The sequence below is a fragment of the Aequorivita xiaoshiensis genome, assembly GCF_022008395.1.
GTDB classification, from domain to species: Bacteria; Bacteroidota; Bacteroidia; order Flavobacteriales; family Flavobacteriaceae; genus Aequorivita; species Aequorivita xiaoshiensis.
The window spans coordinates 158,352-177,939 of sequence record NZ_JAIRBB010000002.1 but is presented as its reverse complement, the minus strand read 5'-3'; the positions used below and the strand labels follow the sequence as shown (position 1 = coordinate 177,939).

Annotated in this window: 17 protein-coding genes; 13 read left to right on the top strand and 4 right to left on the bottom strand. The window is 34.4% G+C overall.

All coding sequences use genetic code 11. From position 1 onward, the window contains the following. Window positions 1-25 precede the first annotated feature (25 nt). Together K8344_RS04075 and K8344_RS04070 are read right to left on the bottom strand one after the other, a co-directional pair. Window positions 26-682 (bottom strand): hypothetical protein, encoded by a 657-nt coding sequence (locus K8344_RS04075; protein ID WP_237606992.1) that lies wholly within the window; start codon window positions 680-682, stop codon window positions 26-28. A gap of 84 nt (window positions 683-766) precedes the next feature. Further along, complete coding sequence (locus tag K8344_RS04070) at window positions 767-967, bottom strand: adenylosuccinate synthetase (protein ID WP_139854608.1); 201 nt, start codon at window positions 965-967, stop codon at window positions 767-769. 128 nt (window positions 968-1,095) lie between these two features. Between K8344_RS04070 and K8344_RS04065 the strand changes: the two genes are divergently transcribed. The 5 genes from K8344_RS04065 to K8344_RS04050 all read left to right on the top strand — a co-directional run bounded on the left by K8344_RS04065 (window position 1,096) and on the right by K8344_RS04050 (window position 5,892). After that, a complete protein-coding gene (locus tag K8344_RS04065; protein WP_139854606.1) occupies window positions 1,096-1,962 on the top strand; it encodes a sigma-70 family RNA polymerase sigma factor in 867 nt (288 codons plus the stop codon). A gap of 97 nt (window positions 1,963-2,059) precedes the next feature. Continuing rightward, on the top strand, window positions 2,060-3,886 hold the full coding sequence (locus tag K8344_RS04060) for an SLC13 family permease (RefSeq protein WP_237606991.1): 1,827 nt from the start codon (window positions 2,060-2,062) through the stop codon (window positions 3,884-3,886). 10 nt (window positions 3,887-3,896) lie between these two features. Beyond that, window positions 3,897-4,790, top strand: coding sequence for a mechanosensitive ion channel family protein (locus K8344_RS04055; protein WP_237606990.1), 894 nt, complete (start codon window positions 3,897-3,899; stop codon window positions 4,788-4,790). A gap of 27 nt (window positions 4,791-4,817) precedes the next feature. Beyond that, window positions 4,818-4,946 carry a hypothetical protein gene (locus K8344_RS14120; protein WP_262913385.1) on the top strand — a complete coding sequence of 43 codons (129 nt, stop codon included), beginning with the start codon at window positions 4,818-4,820 and terminating at the stop codon, window positions 4,944-4,946. A 103-nt stretch (window positions 4,947-5,049) separates the two neighbouring features. Continuing rightward, window positions 5,050-5,892, top strand: coding sequence for an OmpA/MotB family protein (locus K8344_RS04050; RefSeq protein WP_237606989.1), 843 nt, complete (start codon window positions 5,050-5,052; stop codon window positions 5,890-5,892). Between the two features lie 80 nt (window positions 5,893-5,972). On the opposite strand, the gene K8344_RS04045 is transcribed toward K8344_RS04050, so the two are convergent. Next, window positions 5,973-6,698 carry an SDR family oxidoreductase gene (locus K8344_RS04045; RefSeq protein ID WP_237606988.1) on the bottom strand — a complete coding sequence of 242 codons (726 nt, stop codon included), beginning with the start codon at window positions 6,696-6,698 and terminating at the stop codon, window positions 5,973-5,975. A gap of 70 nt (window positions 6,699-6,768) precedes the next feature. Here K8344_RS04045 and K8344_RS04040 point away from each other — a divergent pair, with 70 nt between their 5' ends. Then, entirely contained in the window at window positions 6,769-7,374 is a 606-nt protein-coding gene (locus K8344_RS04040) for a M15 family metallopeptidase (protein ID WP_237606987.1), read from the top strand. Window positions 7,375-7,384: 10 nt separating this feature from the next. On the opposite strand, the gene K8344_RS04035 is transcribed toward K8344_RS04040, so the two are convergent. Further along, on the bottom strand, window positions 7,385-8,302 hold the full coding sequence (locus tag K8344_RS04035) for a mechanosensitive ion channel family protein (RefSeq protein ID WP_237606986.1): 918 nt from the start codon (window positions 8,300-8,302) through the stop codon (window positions 7,385-7,387). An 86-nt stretch (window positions 8,303-8,388) separates the two neighbouring features. On the opposite strand from K8344_RS04035, the gene K8344_RS04030 reads away from it, so the two are divergent. The 7 genes from K8344_RS04030 (at window position 8,389) to K8344_RS04000 (ending at window position 19,347) form a co-directional block, all read left to right on the top strand. Beyond that, complete coding sequence (locus K8344_RS04030) at window positions 8,389-8,694, top strand: DUF3817 domain-containing protein (RefSeq protein WP_179951769.1); 306 nt, start codon at window positions 8,389-8,391, stop codon at window positions 8,692-8,694. Further along, window positions 8,694-9,953 (top strand): mechanosensitive ion channel family protein, encoded by a 1,260-nt coding sequence (locus tag K8344_RS04025; RefSeq protein ID WP_237606985.1) that lies wholly within the window; start codon window positions 8,694-8,696, stop codon window positions 9,951-9,953. The genes K8344_RS04030 and K8344_RS04025 overlap by 1 nt, the downstream gene beginning before the upstream one ends. A gap of 84 nt (window positions 9,954-10,037) precedes the next feature. Further along, complete coding sequence (gene uvrA / locus K8344_RS04020) at window positions 10,038-12,893, top strand: excinuclease ABC subunit UvrA (protein WP_237606984.1); 2,856 nt, start codon at window positions 10,038-10,040, stop codon at window positions 12,891-12,893. Between the two features lie 61 nt (window positions 12,894-12,954). Continuing rightward, window positions 12,955-13,641 carry an LOG family protein gene (locus K8344_RS04015; RefSeq protein ID WP_139854591.1) on the top strand — a complete coding sequence of 229 codons (687 nt, stop codon included), beginning with the start codon at window positions 12,955-12,957 and terminating at the stop codon, window positions 13,639-13,641. A 133-nt stretch (window positions 13,642-13,774) separates the two neighbouring features. Beyond that, a complete protein-coding gene (locus tag K8344_RS04010) occupies window positions 13,775-16,534 on the top strand; it encodes a gluzincin family metallopeptidase (protein ID WP_237606983.1) in 2,760 nt (919 codons plus the stop codon). A gap of 75 nt (window positions 16,535-16,609) precedes the next feature. Further along, window positions 16,610-16,834 (top strand): hypothetical protein, encoded by a 225-nt coding sequence (locus tag K8344_RS04005; RefSeq protein ID WP_237606982.1) that lies wholly within the window; start codon window positions 16,610-16,612, stop codon window positions 16,832-16,834. A 98-nt stretch (window positions 16,835-16,932) separates the two neighbouring features. Next, window positions 16,933-19,347 carry an alpha-ketoacid dehydrogenase subunit alpha/beta gene (locus K8344_RS04000; RefSeq protein ID WP_237606981.1) on the top strand — a complete coding sequence of 805 codons (2,415 nt, stop codon included), beginning with the start codon at window positions 16,933-16,935 and terminating at the stop codon, window positions 19,345-19,347. Window positions 19,348-19,588 lie beyond the last annotated feature (241 nt).

Sequence of the window (19,588 nt, the reverse complement as noted above, 5' to 3'; positions counted from 1 at the left end):
ATGTTTTAAGACTATTCGATATAAATTATTGCTTCACAATAATTGTAGTGGCTTTATTTCCTGTTAGCAAATTCCATTCGTAAGAAGCTAATAGGTTTCCAATTTCATCGTAAACATTAACTTGTGCCGTATTCGGACCTGAAGAACCCTGGTTTAAAGCTTCAAAATCAATTTTATTAAAACCATCCTCAAGCGGAAGATCAAAGCCCTTAAAGCTTCCTTCCAATCTTACGTGAGCAATTTCAATTTGTCCGTTAACCCATACTCTAATCATATCTCCGTCCACAAACTCGTGATCGCGATACATAATAGTAGCCTTTTTTGCTGTTGTTTTAAAATCACCTAAATACTGATCCTTTCCGTATTCTGGTTTAGCTTCTTTGTCTTTAGTAAAATACTTCGGTGCTTTGTTTGTACCAGTGTAGTCTATTAGCCCATCCCCATTTTGCATATCGATTTGCTTTTCTTTTTCTTTACCTAAATCAGAATTGCTAAAAGTATTAGCCTTATTCTTCTTAGTAAGGGATGGTGTTTTTACAGCTGGTATTTCAAATCCTGTTGGATTATCTATTGTTGATTGCGACGATTCAAAACGAACATTATTGTTATTCGGGAATTCAATTTGTGCAAACAAAACCCCGTGAAACAGAATTAAACCGATGAATAAAAATTTCTTTAACATAGCATATAAAATTTCTTATCCTATAACAACAACTACACCAAATTTAGTGTGCTATTTGATAAACAAGAAATAAATTGTAAAATTTTATTTATTATGTTTTTGCCTTTTTCTCCACCAAAGAATTAATACCACAAACACGATTGGAATAATTATATATATTATCAAGTCGGCTGTATTAGATAAGTCTATTGGGTAATCACTTGGTTTTGGGACCTCTGTGGGCTTTTGTGCCCAAGCAATTGAGGTAAACAACAAGGCAGTTATAGGGATTAAGATATCTTTCATATTCATAATTTTTATTAAGATAAACATTAAAAATCACACCATCAAATTTTAACAACTTATGTTAACTATTTGGAAAATCCCCAAAAATGTCTTACTATGCCGTGTTATTATTAAAAACAGGAGAATATATGAGACAACTTAAGATCACGAAGCAGGTTACCAACAGAGAAACCAAATCTTTAAACAGTTATTTACAGGATGTTAGTAAGATAGATTTAATAACCGCCGAAGAGGAGGTTGAGTTGGCACAACGAATTCGTGAAGGTGATCAAGCCGCACTTAATAAATTGAGTCGTGCGAATTTACGATTTGTTATTTCTGTGGCAAAACAGTATCAAAACCAAGGTTTAAGTCTTCCAGATCTTATTAACGAAGGAAACGTTGGTTTGGTGAAAGCTGCTAAAAGATTTGATGAAACGAGAGGTTTCAAATTTATCTCGTATGCCGTTTGGTGGATTAGACAAGCAATTCTACAAGCAATTGCGGAGCAGTCGCGAGTTGTAAGACTTCCACTTAACAAGATTGGTGATATCAATAAAATTAAAAAAGCCTCTATTCACCTAGAGCAAAAGTTTGAAAGAGTACCTACTGCGGCTGAAATTGCAAAAGAATTAGACTTTAGTGAAAGTAAAGTAAAGAGTTCTTTGAAAAACTCAACGCGAAGCTTATCGATGGATGCACCATTTCAGGAAGGAGAGAATGACAACAACCTTTATGATGTATTGAGTTCTGGAGAAAGTCCTAATCCTGATAAAGATTTAATGCACGAATCACTTCGTATTGAAATTAATCGCGCATTAGACACTTTAGCTCCACGTGAAGCGGATGTTGTTAAATTAAATTTTGGTCTTTGTGGGCAACCACCTATGACACTTCAAGAAATTGGTGATACTTTCGATTTAAGTCGTGAGCGTGTACGTCAAATTCGTGAAAAAGCGATTCGTCGTTTGCGTCAGACTTCTAAAAGCCACATCTTGAAAAAGTATTTAGGCTAAAAAATCTTTAAAAATATTGGTTCTCTAATATTTTTAACATTTTCTAAAGAACGAGTATTGTTTCTGAGGTTATCTTTATAACGATAACAAAAGTCTTATGACAACAGAAATAATACTCGTTTTTTCTATTCTGTTAATTACCATTATCCTTTTTGCCTTTGAAGTTTTTTCAGTAGATAAAATTGCGATGTTGGTAATAGCCACATTAGCACTTACCGGATTAGTACAACCAGAAGAGGCAATTTCGGGCTTTTCTAACCCCGCAACTATTACAGTGCTCTCCTTAATGATTATCGCTTTAGCCCTTGAAGACAACGGCGTAATTGCAACTCTAGCGCGTTTTCTTAAAAATTTACACATACTCCCACTCTTTCTATTACTCCCCGTATTTATGCTTATTACTGGTGGGATATCTGCATTTATAAATACAACCGCAGTAGTAATTGTATTTATTAAAATTATTTCAGAATTAGCTAAGCGCTTTAACCTTCCAAAGGCCAAGTTACTTTTACCTATATCATTTGCAGGTATTTTAGGTGGTAGCTGTACACTTATGGGGACTTCAACAAACCTTATAGTAAACGCTATTGCAAAGGATTTAGGAGCCGAGCGCTTTAGCTTTTTTGAATTCTCATTTTTCGGATTTATTTTTTTAATTTTAGGAATTATCGTAATAACTATAGGTTCACGCTGGCTTCCCTCCGACTCTAAAGAAAGTTTGCAAGAAGCATATGAATTGGACGATTATGTAACAACTGTAACTATAACTGAAGAATCTAAATTATTAGACAAGAATATAGAAGACACTTTTTTATATTCAAATCCAGAAATTTCAATATTAAAATTAAGAAGAGGAAAACAAACCATTAATGCACCTGGCAGATATATATCCTTAAAGGAAGGTGATAGATTAGTTTTAATGTGTGATTTAAAAAATCTTACTGAACTTAAAAATGCTGAAGGTTTAAGTATTCATAAAGATGAAGAGGATAAAGGAGATAACGAACATACCGACAGAGAAAAAGATAAAGAAACAAGTAAAATTTCGAAGGAATGGACTTTTGTAGAACTTTTAATTCTGCCTGGTTCTGTTCTAATAGGTAAAACATTAAAACAGTTAAGAAAACAAACCTTTAATAGTGCACTCCCTATTGCTATAAAAAAGCGAAGAAATATTAGAAATACCAAGGAAAGATTAATCCGTAAGAATATCGAGCAAATTACTTTAAAACCTGGTGACAGACTTTTGGTTGAAATTCCAAAAAATGAAATGAGCATACTTTACGATTTGGAGAATGTTGCAGTTTTAAAAGAACATAAAACCAAACCAACAGTAGATATTCGAAAGAGAAACATTTCATTTCTTATCTTACTACTAGTAATTGGTTTAGCAGCTAGTGGAGTTTTACCAATTTTAATTAGTGCCATCACCGGTGTTTGTTTAATGCTTTTAACCCGTTGTCTGAATTTAAACGATGTTTATCATCGAATAAATTGGCAGGTAATCTTTTTACTTGCAGGAATGATTCCCCTCGGTATCGCAATGAATAATACAGGTGCAGACAAGTGGCTTTCCGATCAATTGCTTACAGTTTTAAGTGGACAGTCCAACTTAATAGTTATAGGCCTCATTTTCTTAATCACAATGTTGATGAGTAGTGCCATTAGCAACAATGCTACGGCAATAATTATGACACCTATAGCCATAGCGGTAGGAGTTGGATTAGATTTGTCTTTAAAGCCCTTCATACTATCGGTTTTATTTGGAGCTAACTTCAGTTTTTTTACTCCAATGGGCTACCAAACAAATACTTTAATATACGGTATGGGCATTTATAAATTCAAGCATTTCATTATAATTGGGGGTATTTTGTCTATCATTTTATGGATATTTGGTACATTTATGCTTTCATCATTGTTATAAAACAAAATATATGGCACTTCAAAACTTTTCAATTACTGATTCAATTTCAAACTTATGGGATAAACTCGATGGTTGGTTGGATGCGATTATTTTAAAACTGCCCAATATGGCGATAGCTATATTGGTAATGGTAGTATTTTATTTTATTGCCAAAGGGGTTAAGAAATTTGCACACAATGTTCTTTTTAAGAAAATGAGTGATGAATCAATTAAACAAGTTTTATCAAAATCAATTTATGCCATAGTATTAATAATTGGTTTTTTTATAGCGCTTAGCGTTCTGCAACTCGACAAAATGCTCACCTCAATACTAGCTGGTGCCGGTGTAATGGGATTGGCTATAGGTTTTGCATTACAAGGCACCTTAAGCAATACTGTATCAGGATTTATGCTGTCTTTTCAACCCAAAGTAAGGATAGGCGATTTTGTGGAAACTCAGGATCACAGTGGTTTTGTAGAAGAAATAGATTTGAGAAACGTAACACTTAGACAAACGGATAACGATTACCTTATTGTTCCAAATAAAATATTTATCGAACATATATTTATAAATCACTCATGGACTAAAAGAACACGAATTACTGTTGGATGTGGGGTGGGTTATGAAGACGATTTAGAAAAAGTAGAAGAATTGGTTATCAAAATTATTTCAGATAATTTTAAACAAAATAACAATGAAGAAGTGGAATTCTTCTTTAGTGAATTTGGGGATAGTTCAATTAATTTTATCACACGATTTTGGATTAACAGTCAAAGCCCAAAACCAGTTTTAGCTGCTAAACACAAAGCCATTAAGCTAATCAAGAAAAACTTTGATGAGGCTGGAATAAACATCCCTTTCCCTATTCGAACATTGGATTTTGGAAAGAATAAATTACAAATGACAACTAAAAAAGAAGAATAAAAATTAACCAAACACAAATAAAACGTTATGAAAAAATTACTTAGAATATTAGCTGCCGGTTGGGGAGCTAAAAAAATAGGTGGAGGTAAGTGCGGTTGTATTGGTACGATTATAGTATTTATTATACTTTACTGGCTTATAGGATTCGTACTATAAATCCTTTAATACCTCTTTAACAAAACAATAGCACTTATTAACTAATTATTTGTAGTGTTGGCACATATATTTGTCCCATACAAACCTATTAAAAATTAGTAAAATGAAAAAATCTATTGCACTAACCATGCTTGCGGGAGCATTATTTGCTACCTCTTGCGTGTCGAAAAAAAAGTATGTAGAACTTGAGAATCAGTACAATGATACGCGTTCTACATTAGCAAAAACTCAACTTGAAAAAGAAGAGATTGAAGCAAAATACGCTAAAATCGAAGAGCGTGTTGCTAGTTACAATTCTAAAATCCAATCATTAACTGACAGTAACAATAACCGCCTACAGCAGTTTGAAGGTGTTGTGATTTCAGAAAATGACAAGGAAAAAATGAAAAAAGCGCTTGCCAATGTAGATCCCCAAGAATTGGCCGAAGCTAAGACACTTAAAGATTCTATGAATCTTATTGTTTCTCACAATCTTAAGAAAAACCTCGACAACTCATTAGTTGGTGAAGGTGAAGAAGATGATATCACAATTGATATTGATGAAACAGTAGTAATGATTACTATTTCTGATAAGCTATTATTCAGTTCTGGTAGTGCACGTGTTAATAGAAAAGCTAACCCCCTATTAGAGCGTTTGGCTAATGTTATTAATAGCGAACCAGCGTTAGAAGTTATGGTTGAAGGTCATACTGATAGCCAAACTGTAAAACCTGGTGCTTATATTAAGGACAACTGGGAATTGAGTGTAGATCGTTCTACTGCTGTAATTCGAATTTTACAAGATAAGTACGGTGTAGATCCTGCCAAACTAATTGCTGCTGGTCGTAGTAGTTTTCATCCTTTAACCGAAAACGATACTAAAGAAGGTCGCGCAAAAAATAGAAGAACCAGAATTGTAATCTTACCAAACCTTGATAAATTCTTAGCACTACTTTCTAATAATTAATTTTAGAATATAAAGATTATACAAAAAAAAGGCTGTTCATTTTGAACAGCCTTTTTTAATTTGAATAGTTGAAATAACTTTTACTTGCTAGGAGGCGTCGTTGGTCTCACTTCAATTTTACTTGGTAAGGTTCGCGGATTCATTTTTAATAAATCTACTACCAACTTCCCAATATCTTCCTTCTGAATCTTCCAAGCATCCTTTTCATCAGGCTCATTCCCATTAAAATGCGTGGACACAGAACCAGGCATTATGGTACTTATTTTTATACCATAGTCGCGAAGATCAAGCATAGCTGCTTGTGAAAAACCAGTTAAACCAAATTTACTTGCATTATAAGCACTTCCTCCTTTAAAGAAGTTAGTTCCAGCCAAACTTGAAATACTTATATAATAACCTTTGTTTTTCTTCAATTGTTCTAACCCTGCTTTTAAAGTGAAAAATGGGCCGGTAAGATTAGTATCAATAGTTTCTTGCCATTGTTCTATAGATAAATCTTCAACAGAACCAAAATGACCTAAACCAGCATTGGCAATAACAACATCTAACCCTCCAAATTGTTTAATTGCAGCCTCCACTGCCTTTTTTTGACTTTCAAAATTCCTTACGTCTGCTTGTAGCCCAATGGCTTGAGCGCTGTCGTTTCCATGTGCATTCAGCATTTTAGCAGCCTCTTCAGCTGTTTCTAAATTTCTTCCTGTAATTGCTACATTAACGCCTTCTTTGAGTAAAGCTTCGGCAATTCCGTAACCAATTCCTTTTGTACCGCCAGTAATTAGAGCGGATTTTTTTCCTAAATCATTCATGTCTATTGTTTTTTTTCAAAGTTACCAAATGCAATTTCTATTGTTATTAATTTCTACTTAAATTTGAAAAATGAAACTTCCAGAAATTTTACTTTTATTCTTCTTTTTTTCAGTGAAATTGAATTCACAAGAGAAGTTAGTTAATCTAAAAGATCTTTCCACAGAATTCAACTATGAAATCCGTTACGCCACTCCAAATAATTTTATTGGCGAAACACTTTACGATTGTGCAGAATGCCTTTTACAACCAGAAGTCGCTGAAGCCCTTCTATTAGCAAATCAATATTTTTGTGAAAAAGGATACCGGATTAAAATTTACGATTGCTATCGCCCACTAGATGTTCAAAAATTTATGTGGTCTAAATACCCACGCCCTGGTTATGTTGGCAACCCTTATGGAAACGGCTCTATCCATAATAAAGCTGCTGCCGTAGATATCACTATAGAAACCTTAGACGGGTGTTATGTTGAAATGGGAAGCGATTATGATTACTTCGGAAAAGAAGCACATATAGACAATTATAACTTACCCAAAGAAGTGCTTGCAAATCGAAAGCTTCTTTTTGAAGGAATGCGCAAATTTGGCTTTAAAAATATTCGTACAGAATGGTGGCATTTTAATTTTGGAAGTACGAGAAAATATAAAGCAATGAATGTCCCCTTGCCTTGTGAATAAGAAATGTTGTTTAATTAGCTGTTTTACCCTCCTCCCCTCTATTCAATTTAAAAGGAATTTCCGGACTGTTTTTATATAGTTTTAGTTCAACAACATCTGAAGGTAAATTGAAGTCCCTATCGGCAAGGGCAACTTTTACTTCTTTAATTATCATCCCACGTAATATTCTTGAGGCCCTTCTATAATCAACAGTATCTACCCAAAAGAATACTTTCAAGTTTACAGTGCTTGCGGCCAACTCATCTTCGATAACAAAATTTTCGTGCTCACCATCGCGGACAATTTCTTCGTTGTTGTCTAAAACATCTTGGATTACTTTTTTGGCAGCATCAATATCATCTTCATACCCCAAACCTACTGTAAAATCGACTCTATAGAAACCATCTGCTGTATAATTTTCAACTGGTTTGGTTAACACGTCACTATTGGGGATATAAATATCACGTCCATCAAAAGTTTTTATATGTGAATATCTAAAACTCAACTCCTTTACTTTTCCGAAAATATCATCAACCTTTATGGTGTCATTAATATTAAACGGCCTGTTAAAAGCTAGAATAATTCCGGCTAAAAAATTTTTACCAATGTCTTGAAATGCAAAGCCTAAAATAATTGCTCCTCCACCTACAGCAGTTAATAAACCCGTGGCGATGTCATCTAATCCAGCCACTCGAAGAGCAAGCATTATAGTTATAATAATTAAAATTACTTTCACCGCTTGTGCCAAAAATTTCGACATTAAAGGATCTTCAGATTTTTGCTGAAAACGTCTTTTATAGAAACTGGTTAACATTTGAGAAAGTAAAACACCAAGGATTATAACTAAAATGGCCAGTGCAATGCGAGGTAAAATTCTTAGAAATTCCTCGTAATATTGTTGAAGTGAAAGCTTTATTGTTTCAGTAGGTGATTGTAGTAGTAAGGCCATTTATTTTTTTCTTTTAAAGATACTAATAATGAATAAACAATTCCTCACTTAAATTAGTCTTAAAGTTTAGCAAAGCAGTTTTCAAGATGTATCTTTGCGAAAAAATCAGTATAGTGGAACTTTCAGTAAAAACATTCAAGCTCATTAGCACTTTGGAGGCTATTTCATTTTTAGTATTATTAGGTATTGCTATGCCTTTAAAGTATATCTGGGATATGCCAGAAATGGTTCAAATTGTTGGTATGGCGCACGGAATTTTATTCGTGCTTTATGTTGGTGGTGCCATATATATGTACAAAAAACTTAATTGGTCTATTGCCGATTTGTTTATCGTGGTAATGTGTTCAGTACTTCCGTTCGGACCTTTTTATGTTGAACGTAAATATTTATAATGAATCAAGACACACTTCAAGAATATAGTTGCTTATTACAAAACTTCCTTATAAACGAAGGAATGTATCCCCAATGGGCAATCTTCTTAAACGTTGTTGTAAATTGTATCATTGTTTGGATAGTAGTCTATTTCCTTGACATTATCTTTAGAAAATTAATTATAGAAACCTTTAAAGCATTAAGCAATAAAACTGTTTCCACTTTTGATGATTATTTAGTTAAAAGTAATTTCCCAAGGTATATTGCGCATGTACTGCCGTTGGGAATTGTACACAATTTAATTCCAATAATTTTTATAGAATCTCCTCTAATTACCAATCTTCTATTGGTTATTACTAAGGTTCTTACTGTCATTCTTTTAATTTATATTTTTAGAAGTATTCTTCGAACCACTCGAAACTATCTTCAAGGAACTGAACGATTTAGGGACAAACCCATGGAGAGTTACGTTCAGGTAATGATGATATTTGCTTGGGGATTTGGTATATTTTATATCATCCATATGTTAACTGGTTTTTCATTAATTAGCTTAACAACGTTAGGAGCTGCGTCTGCAGTAATTTTACTTATTTTTAAGGACACCATACTCGGGTTTGTAGCTAGTATTCAGATTGCAGTAAATGATATTGTTCGAATTGGAGATTGGATAACATTTAGCAAGTTTGGCGCTGATGGACATGTTACCGAAATTAACCTAGCAACTGTACGCGTTCAGAACTGGGATAATACTTATACTACAATTCCTACCTATAGCTTAATTTCAGATTCTTTCCAAAACTGGCGGGGAATGCAAGAAAGTGACGGTAGAAGAATAAAACGATCCATTTATATAAAGCAATCTTCCATAAAGTTTTTGTCTTCAGAAGATATTGAAAGATTCAAAAAGATTCAGCTAATTAAGCCATATTTAGAACACCGTGAGAAGGAGGTTTCTAAGTTTAACTCACAAAATGAAGCTGATAAAGAATTGCTTATCAATGGCCGTAATCAAACGAACTTAGGAGTTTTTCGTCATTATGCCGATGCTTATTTAAACGAAAATCCAATTATAAACAAAGATTTATTTTTGATGGTTCGTCATTTGGCACCAACGGACAAAGGGATCCCTATTGAGATATTTTGCTTCAGTAAGGATAAGCGTTGGGTAACTTACGAAAATGTTCAAGCTGATATTTTTGATCACCTTTTGGCAGCTATCCCCTACTTCGATCTCGAGATATTTGAATTACCTACAGGCAAGGATATCAATCGTCTTTGATTACTTGATTTCTAAGTACTTCAGAATAAAAATTTCAAGCATCACAAGTCTTTAATTTGCGGTGAAATAGTACCTTTGCAAACTATGTCGAAAAATGAGGATTTTATAGAAGTTTTGGGCGCACGCGTCCATAATTTAAAGAATATTGATGTTCGTATTCCAAGGGAAAAATTAGTTGTTATTACAGGACTTTCGGGAAGTGGAAAATCTTCTTTAGCTTTTGATACAATCTACGCTGAAGGGCAACGCCGCTATATTGAAACTTTTTCAGCTTATGCACGACAGTTTCTAGGGAGTTTAGAACGTCCAGATGTCGATAAAATCGAAGGTCTTTCACCCGTAATTGCAATTGAACAAAAAACTACAAGCAAAAGCCCGCGCTCTACTGTGGGTACAATTACTGAAATTTACGACTTCCTTCGTTTATTTTATGCCCGTGCAAGTGATGCATATAGCTACAATACCGGCCAAAAAATGGTTAGTTATAGCGACGAACAAATTAAACGCCTTATACTTGAGGACTTTGCTAATAAAAAAGTTAGCATCCTAGCCCCTGTTATCCGTTCCCGTAAAGGACACTACCGTGAACTATTTGAACAAATAGCTAAACAAGGATTTTTAAAGGTACGCGTTGATGGGGAGGTGCGAGATATTGTAAAAGGAATGAAACTAGATCGCTACAAAACTCACGATATTGAGATTGTAATAGACAGGCTAAAAGTTCCACCTTTTACCAAGCAGGCAGCTACTAACGAAACAGATAATGACAAACGAATTTCAGAATCCATAAATACAGCAATGTATCACGGTGATGATGTTTTGATTATTTTAGATAACGATACCAATGAAGCGCGATACTTTAGTCGTTCATTAATGTGTCCAACTTCTGGGATTTCATATCCTAATCCCGAGCCGAATAATTTCTCTTTCAACTCTCCAAAAGGTATGTGTCCTAATTGTAAAGGGCTAGGGAAGCTTTATGAAGTAAACCTAAATAAGCTTGTTCCAAATCCAAAACAATCGATAAAACAGGGTGCTTTGGCTCCGCACGGACCACAAAAAAGCAATTGGATTTTTAAACAATTAGAATTAATTGCCGAACGATATAAATTCAAATTAAGCGATTCATTTGAGAGTATTCCTCAGAAAGCTAAGGATATAATATTTTTTGGTGGAAATGAAAAGTTCGACGTAGAATCAAAGGAACTTGGAATTACAAGAAGTTATAAAATAGATTTTGAAGGAGTAGCAACCTTTATTCAAAATACATTTGATGCCAACGAATCTACTTCGCTTAAAAGATGGGCTAAGGAATATATGGATAAAATTCCTTGTCCAGAATGCGGCGGAACTCGACTTCGCAAAGAATCACTTTATTTCAAAGTAAATCAAAAAAATATTGCCGAACTCGCCAATATGGATATCGTAGAGTTGGCAGACTGGTTTAATAATTTAGAAAAAAACCTTTCAGAAACGCAGCTAAAAATTGCTTCTGAAATCATAAAGGAAGTAAGTTCTAGACTTCAATTTTTAATTGATGTGGGACTAACTTATCTGGCATTAGACAGAAGTTCAAAATCGCTTTCTGGTGGAGAAGCACAGCGTATTCGACTTGCAACTCAAATTGGCTCACAACTGGTAGGTGTACTCTATATTTTAGATGAGCCTAGTATTGGTCTACATCAACGTGATAACGAGCGATTAATTAATTCTTTAAAACAGTTAAGAGAAATTGGAAACTCCGTAATAGTTGTGGAACACGATAAGGACATGATTGAGAGCGCAGATTATGTAATCGATATTGGTCCTGCCGCTGGGAAATACGGAGGTGAAATAGTTTCAGAAGGTACTCCTAAAGAAATTGAAAAACACCATACTCTTACTGCAGATTACCTAAACGGTAGAAGAAAGATAGAAATTCCAGAAAAGCGCAGAGAAGGAAACGGAAAAACTTTAAAGCTAAAGGGCGCTACAGGTAATAACTTAAATAATGTTTCAGTTGAGTTTCCTTTAGGAAAGATGATTGGCGTAACAGGCGTTTCTGGTAGTGGGAAATCAACGCTAATCAACGAAACACTTTACCCTATTCTTAATGCTCATTTTTTTAATGGTGTAAAAAAACCTATGCCTTACAAAAAGATTGAAGGACTTGAAAATCTCGATAAGGTTATAGATATTAATCAGTCCCCAATTGGGCGTACACCCCGTAGTAATCCTGCAACTTACACAGGAGTTTTCTCCGAAATAAGAAATCTTTTTGCTAAAACTCCAGAAGCAATGATTCGCGGATATAAGCCTGGACGCTTTAGTTTTAACGTCTCTGGCGGTAGATGTGAAACTTGTAAAGGTGCTGGACTAAGAGTGATAGAGATGAATTTCCTTCCAGATGTTTATGTAGAATGTGAAACCTGTCAAGGAAAACGATTTAACCGTGAAACTTTAGAAATTCGATATAAAGGAAAATCTATTTATGACGTATTGGCGATGACAATCAATGAAGCAGATGGTTTCTTTGAAAACATTCCTAAAATACACCGAAAAATAAAAACCATAAAAGATGTTGGACTTGGGTATATAACGCTTGGACAACAATCTACAACCCTTTCTGGTGGAGAGGCACAACGAATTAAATTGGCAACAGAACTTTCAAAAAGAGATACTGGAAATACTTTTTATATTTTAGATGAACCTACTACAGGATTGCATTTCGAAGATATTCGCGTATTGATGATAGTACTGAATAAATTAGTTGACAAGGGTAACACGGTTTTAATTATTGAACACAATCTCGATGTTATTAAAACCGTAGATTATATTATAGACATAGGTCCTGAAGGTGGAAAAAAAGGTGGGAAAGTAATGGCTTTGGGAACTCCTGAAGAAATTGCAGCACACAAAAAAAGTTATACTGCGCGATTCCTTAAAAAAGAGTTACTTTAGAGGATTATTCCTGATTGCTTTAAGTAAATATTATTAACAACATTAAAATACTATTCAATAAATGAGAAACGAATTAACACCTAAAAACTGGAACCAAGTAAAAACAAACGACTCTTGGGCTATTTTTAAAATAATGGGAGAGTTTGTTAATGGATACGAGAAAATGAGTCGTATTGGACCTTGTGTATCTATTTTTGGTTCAGCTCGTACTAAACCAGATCACAAATATTATAAACTAGCAGAAAATATCGCCAAAAAAATTACAGAAAACGGTTATGGTGTTATCACTGGCGGTGGCCCTGGTATTATGGAAGCAGGAAACAAAGGTGCTCATTTAGCAGGTGGAACTTCTGTAGGACTTAATATTACACTTCCATTTGAACAACACGACAATCCATATATTGACAGCGATAAGAGCATAGACTTTGATTATTTCTTTGTGAGAAAAGTTATGTTTGTGAAATATTCACAGGGATTTGTTGTAATGCCTGGTGGTTTTGGCACTTTAGATGAATTTTTTGAAGCATTAACGCTTATTCAAACTCACAAAATAGATAAATTCCCAATTATATTGGTTGGCACTGAATTCTGGGGTGGACTGTTTGAATGGATTAAAACAACATTGGTTGACGCTAAAAACATTAATGTTGAAGATTTAGATTTAGTTCATTTAGTTGATACTGAAGATGAAGTACTAGTTATCTTAAACGAATTCTACAACGAATATAATTTAAGTCCGAACTTTTAATTTTCCATTAAAACTCTGGAGGTATTGATAGTTTGAGAGATGCTTCTAGCAGTTATGAATTTAAATTCATTAAAATATCTTGATAGCAAGAAGTATTTTATACTGTATTTTCTTTTGCTTGACTATTCAAGCAATGGCACAGCATACTATTAACATTAATGCCACGCTAAACCCTTCTAACAAAACGATTTCGATTGAACAGAAGATAACGTATCATAATACTTCTAAGGATACATTAAATGAAATTTACTTTTTCGATTGGGCGAATAGTTTTTCTGCAAAAACAACACCGCTAGGTAAACGTTTTGCCGACAATTATGAGAGTGCCTTTCACTTCGAGAAAAAAGAAAATCGAGGAAAAACAGATATTCACAAAATCTACAACAACTCGGTTGTTCCGCTACAATGGCAACGTGATAAAGCAGTAGATATATTAAGAATTATTCCTGACAAACCTCTTGATCCAGGTGATAATTATACTTTCAATATAGCGTATACTGTAAAAGTGCCAGACGATAAGTTTACGCGATATGGAGTAGACAAAAACAATAATTTCAAACTGCGGTACTGGTACATTTCCCCTGCTGTTTACGATGGAGAATGGCAAGTTTATAGCAATAAAAACACAGATGATTTATACTTAACTCCATCTCATATATCTATAAACTTAAACATTCCAAGGATATATAATGTAACTTCAGATTTAAACGTCGAAATTAAAACCCTATCCACTAAAGAAAAAACTATTCATTTAGAAGGGGTAGATCGCAACAGCGCTGTTTTATACATTGAAAAAAACCCAAGTTTTACAACAATTGAAACCGATAAAGTTAGCATTGTTACAAATATTAAAAACAGCCGTGTAAACCCTCCTGTTCAAGCCTTAGTAATCGATAGAGTCGCTCAATTTTTACATAATAAACTTGGGCCTTATCCTTTTAAAAAAATAGTAGTTAGTGAGACAGATTACAAAACAAATCCCGTTTACGGTTTAAACCAACTTCCAAGTTTTATCAGCCCGTTCCCCGATGGTTTTGAATACGATATGGAACATCTTAAAACTATTACCCGTCACTATATAGACAACACTTTAATTTTCAATCCTAGAGAAGATTATTGGCTGCAGGATGCCTTGCAGATTTATCTAATGATGGAGTATGTAGACACTTACTACCCTAATATGAAAATAATTGGAAGTTTAAGTAATTGGTGGGTAATACGTTGGGCACATGCAGCAAACCTTGAGTTTAATGATCAGTACCCACTACTCTATCTGAATATGGCTCGTAATAATATTCAACAACCATTAACAATTTCAAAAGATTCGTTGTTGAAATTTAATATGAATATTGCCAATGGCTATTACGGTGGTAGTGGTTTGAAATATTTAAATGATTATTTAGGAGATATTGTACTTAGTGAAAGCTTCAAGGAATTCTACACTCAAAATAGATTAAAACCGGTAAAAACTTCAGATTTTGAAACTTTTCTATCTGAAAAAACTGACCTACCTATTAATTGGTTTTTTGAGGATTTTGCAAACACTCGAAAAACTATAGATTTCAAAATTAAGAAAGTTCAAAAACAAGGCGATTCTCTTATAGTTTCCATAAAAAACAATAGAAAATCTAAACTCCCCGTTAGTTTATACGGCTTAAATGATGACGATGTTGTTTATAAAACTTGGACCAAACCAATTGACAGCATAGGCATAATTACGATTCCATCTAAAAATATTAAAAAGTTAGTTCTTAATCACAAAGGTGAAATTCCTGAGTATAATCGTCGAAACAATTATAAAACGGTAGATGGGTTATTAAATAAGCCTATTCAATTTAGGCTTTTTCAGGATGTAGAAGATCCTAGCTTCACCCAGTTTTTCTTTATGCCAATATTCGAGTATAATTTGTACGACGGGGTATCTGCAGGTATCCGACTGTATAACAAAACCGTGCTTCCTAAGCCAGTTCACTTTAGTTTTGAACCCCAATATGGTTTTCGCTCTAAGAAATTAGTAGGAGGTGCATCTGTTAGTTATATTCAATATTTAGATGAAGACAAGCTTTACAAAATGCGATATGGTTTTTCAGGAAATTATTACTCCTACAATCGTGGTTTATTCTATAAAAAATTTACACCCTATATCACTTTCTCATTCAGAAATGATGATTTAAGAGATAATGAAAAGCAATTTATCAATCTTAGAAACATAAACGTTTATAAGGACAAAGACCCTAATGATCCCGATCAAGAGCCAAATTACAGTGTTTATAATATTCAGTACGTATATTCAAATCCAAACCTAATTAATTATTTCAGGTCTGTAGTGGACTATGAAATTTCGTCTAAATTTAGTAAGCTATCAGCAAACTTAGAGTATAGAAAGTTATTTCTAAGCAACCGACAATTAAATTTACGCTTTTTTGCAGGAGTATTTCTTTTCAACGATACGCGTGAAAATGAAGATTTTTTCAGTTTCGCCTTAGATCGTCCTAGTGATTATTTATTTGATTATAATTACTATGGAAGAAGTGAAGATTCTGGTCTTTTCAGTCAACAATTAGTTATTGCAGAAGGGGGATTTAAATCACAATTAGAACCTGCTTTTGCAAATAGTTGGATGGTAACAGCCAATGCAAGTACTAATATTTGGAAGTGGATATATGCCTATGGCGATGTGGGGTTAGTCCACAATACACATAGCGGTACTACTGCAGTTTTTGATAGTGGAATTAGATTGAGTTTGGTAGCAGATTATTTCGAACTTTACTTCCCGCTTTATTCAAGTTTAGGATTTGAACCCAACCTCCCTCATTATGACGAAAAGGTTCGTTTTATAGTAACCCTAAGCCCTCAAACGCTACTTGGTCTGTTTACTAGAAAATGGTATTAGAGTAAGTTTATATTTATAAGTACAAATTCTATAAGATTTCTTCAATCAAGAACTAACAAATTACAACCTCATACTATGGATTTCCTAAACAACTGGCGTATAATTATTCTACTTTGTCTAACTTTAGGTTTAGCTCCTTTTATGCCCGAACCACATCTTTGGGGAAAATTAAAATGGATTGCAGGAGGAGCTAATGCGATGCAAGCTGCAGATTGGTTTGATGTATTGTTTCACGGTTTTCCATTCGTACTACTCTTTAGATTATTGATTGTTAAGGGGTTCAAGACCAAAAAGGGATAAACCAGTTACCCGCTATTTTAATTAACTTCTACTAAGCAAATTGGCGTTGTAAAACCACCCTAAATTTGCTACTTTTGCAATTCCTAAAATTTATTGAAATGCAGACAGATCCTAAGACAAATACAGAGATTTCTTTTGAAGATTTTAAAGAAACAGTTATAAACGATTATAAAATTGCTGTAACTAGCCGTGAATGTAGTTTACTTGGCCGACGAGAAGTGCTTACTGGTAAAGCTAAATTCGGAATCTTTGGAGATGGTAAAGAGGTCCCTCAACTTGCTTGGGCAAAAGCATTTCAAAAAGGAGATTGGCGCAGTGGATACTATCGCGATCAAACCTTTATGATGGCTATTGGCGAATTAACTATTCAGCAATTTTTTGCTGGGCTTTACGCACATACCGATATCACTGTAGACCCAATGAGTGGTGGAAGACAAATGGGTGGACACTTTGCAACGCATAGTTTAAATGAAGATGGAAGTTGGAAAAATCTAACAGAACAAAAGAATAGTAGCGCAGATATTTCACCTACCGCTGGGCAAATGCCTCGCCTATTAGGTTTAGCACAAGCTTCAAAGATTTTCAGAAATGTTGAAGGTTTGGAAGACAAAACAAACTTTTCTATAAATGGAAATGAAGTAGCTTGGGGAACTATTGGAAATGCAAGTACTAGTGAAGGTCTTTTTTGGGAAACCATAAATGCTGCTGGTGTTTTACAAGTACCAATGGTAATGAGTGTTTGGGATGATGAATACGGAATTTCCGTTCACGCAAAATATCAAACTACAAAAGAAAATATATCCGAAATACTAAAAGGTTTTCAGCGTACCGATACTGAAAAGGGTTATGAAATTATTCGTGTAAATGGTTGGGACTATCCAGAGCTTATAGAGGTTTACAACCGTGCGTCTAAAATAGCTCGTGAAGAACACGTACCTGTATTAATTCATGTACAAGAATTAACACAACCTCAAGGTCACAGTACTAGTGGCTCGCATGAGCGTTATAAAAGTAAAGAACGCCTAGAGTGGGAAGCGAAAAATGATTGTAATTTAAAAATGCGCGAATGGATGATCGCCAATGATATTGCCACTGACGATGAACTTTCTGCGATTGAAAAAGATATTAAAAAACAAGTACGCGATGGAAAGAAAGCGGCTTGGGATGCTTTTATAAATCCACAAAAAAGAGAACAAGAAGAAGCTGTTTTATTATTAGGAAACCTAGCGGAAAACAGTGCAAATAAAAACTTCATCGAGAAGATTAAAAACGAATTAGAGGCTGATAAAAGTCCATTGCGTAAAGACATACTAGGCGCTGCTCGTAAAGCATTGCGTTATGTTGTAAAAGAAGATTCTCCTGAAAAGAAACAATTACAAGATTGGATTGCGAATTACTTCGAAATAATCCAACCAAAATACAGTGCACACCTTTACTCTGAAGCTGAGGAAAATGCTAAAACAGTAAAAGAAGTGCCTGCTACATATTCTGAAGATGCAGAAGAAGTTGACGGTCGTGTAATTTTACGTGACAACTTTGATGCTATTTTTAGTAAACACCCAGAAGTTCTAATTTTCGGTGAAGATGCTGGGGAAATTGGAGACGTAAACCAAGGTTTAGAAGGAATGCAAGAAAAGTACGGCAAACTTAGGGTTGCTGATGCAGGAATTCGCGAAGCTACAATTTTAGGTCAAGGTATCGGAATGTCACTCCGTGGCCTACGTCCTATTGCTGAAATTCAGTATTTAGATTACATTTTATACTGTCTGCAAATTATGAGTGACGATCTAGTTACCACCCGTTACAGAACAAATGGTAAACAAAAATCACCACTTATTGTTAGAACTCGAGGGCATAGATTAGAAGGTATCTGGCACAGTGGCTCTCAAATGGCAGGTTTAATTCACTTATTACGCGGAATGTATATCTTAGTACCAAGAGATATGACTAAGGCTGCAGGATTCTACAACACCCTTCTAGAAACAGACGAACCAGCATTGGTAATAGAGTGTTTAAATGGATATCGTTTAAAGGAAAAAATGCCTAACAACCTTGGTGAACTTAAAACACCAATTGGAGTTGTAGAAACCATTAAGGAAGGTACAGATATAACCTTAGTGTCTTATGGAAGTACACTACGCATCGTTGAAGAAGCAGCTAAAGAATTGCTTCAAGCAGGAATTAATGCTGAAATCATCGATGTTCAGTCATTACTTCCGCTAGATATAAATCACGACATTGTTAAGAGTGTTGCAAAAACAAACAGACTCTTAGTTATCGATGAAGACGTTCCAGGAGGTGCTTCAGCATACATCTTAAATCAAGTTATTGAAGAACAAGGAGGTTATAGATATATGGATAGCAAGCCACAAACGCTTTCAGCGAAAGACCACCGTCCTCCTTATGGAACCGATGGGGATTACTTCTCTAAACCTTCAGTAGAAGATGTTTATGAAAAAGTGTATAGCATTATGCATGAAGCAAATCCAACCGAATTTCCAAAATTGAGATAATTTAAGATTAAAGGGAAATCCCCCTAAATTTTAATTTAATTCAATTGATATATTGTTTTTTAAAGAAAATATCATACATTAGCATTATAATTATTAAATAAACAAGTTTATGTCACTAGTTAGCTTAAATAATAACAATAATAATAACGAGCTGCCGTAACAAAAACTTGTCGCGATATATGGCCCGTCAGGTTTTTTACCTGACGGGCTTTTTTTTTGACTCCACCCCACCCCACTCCTC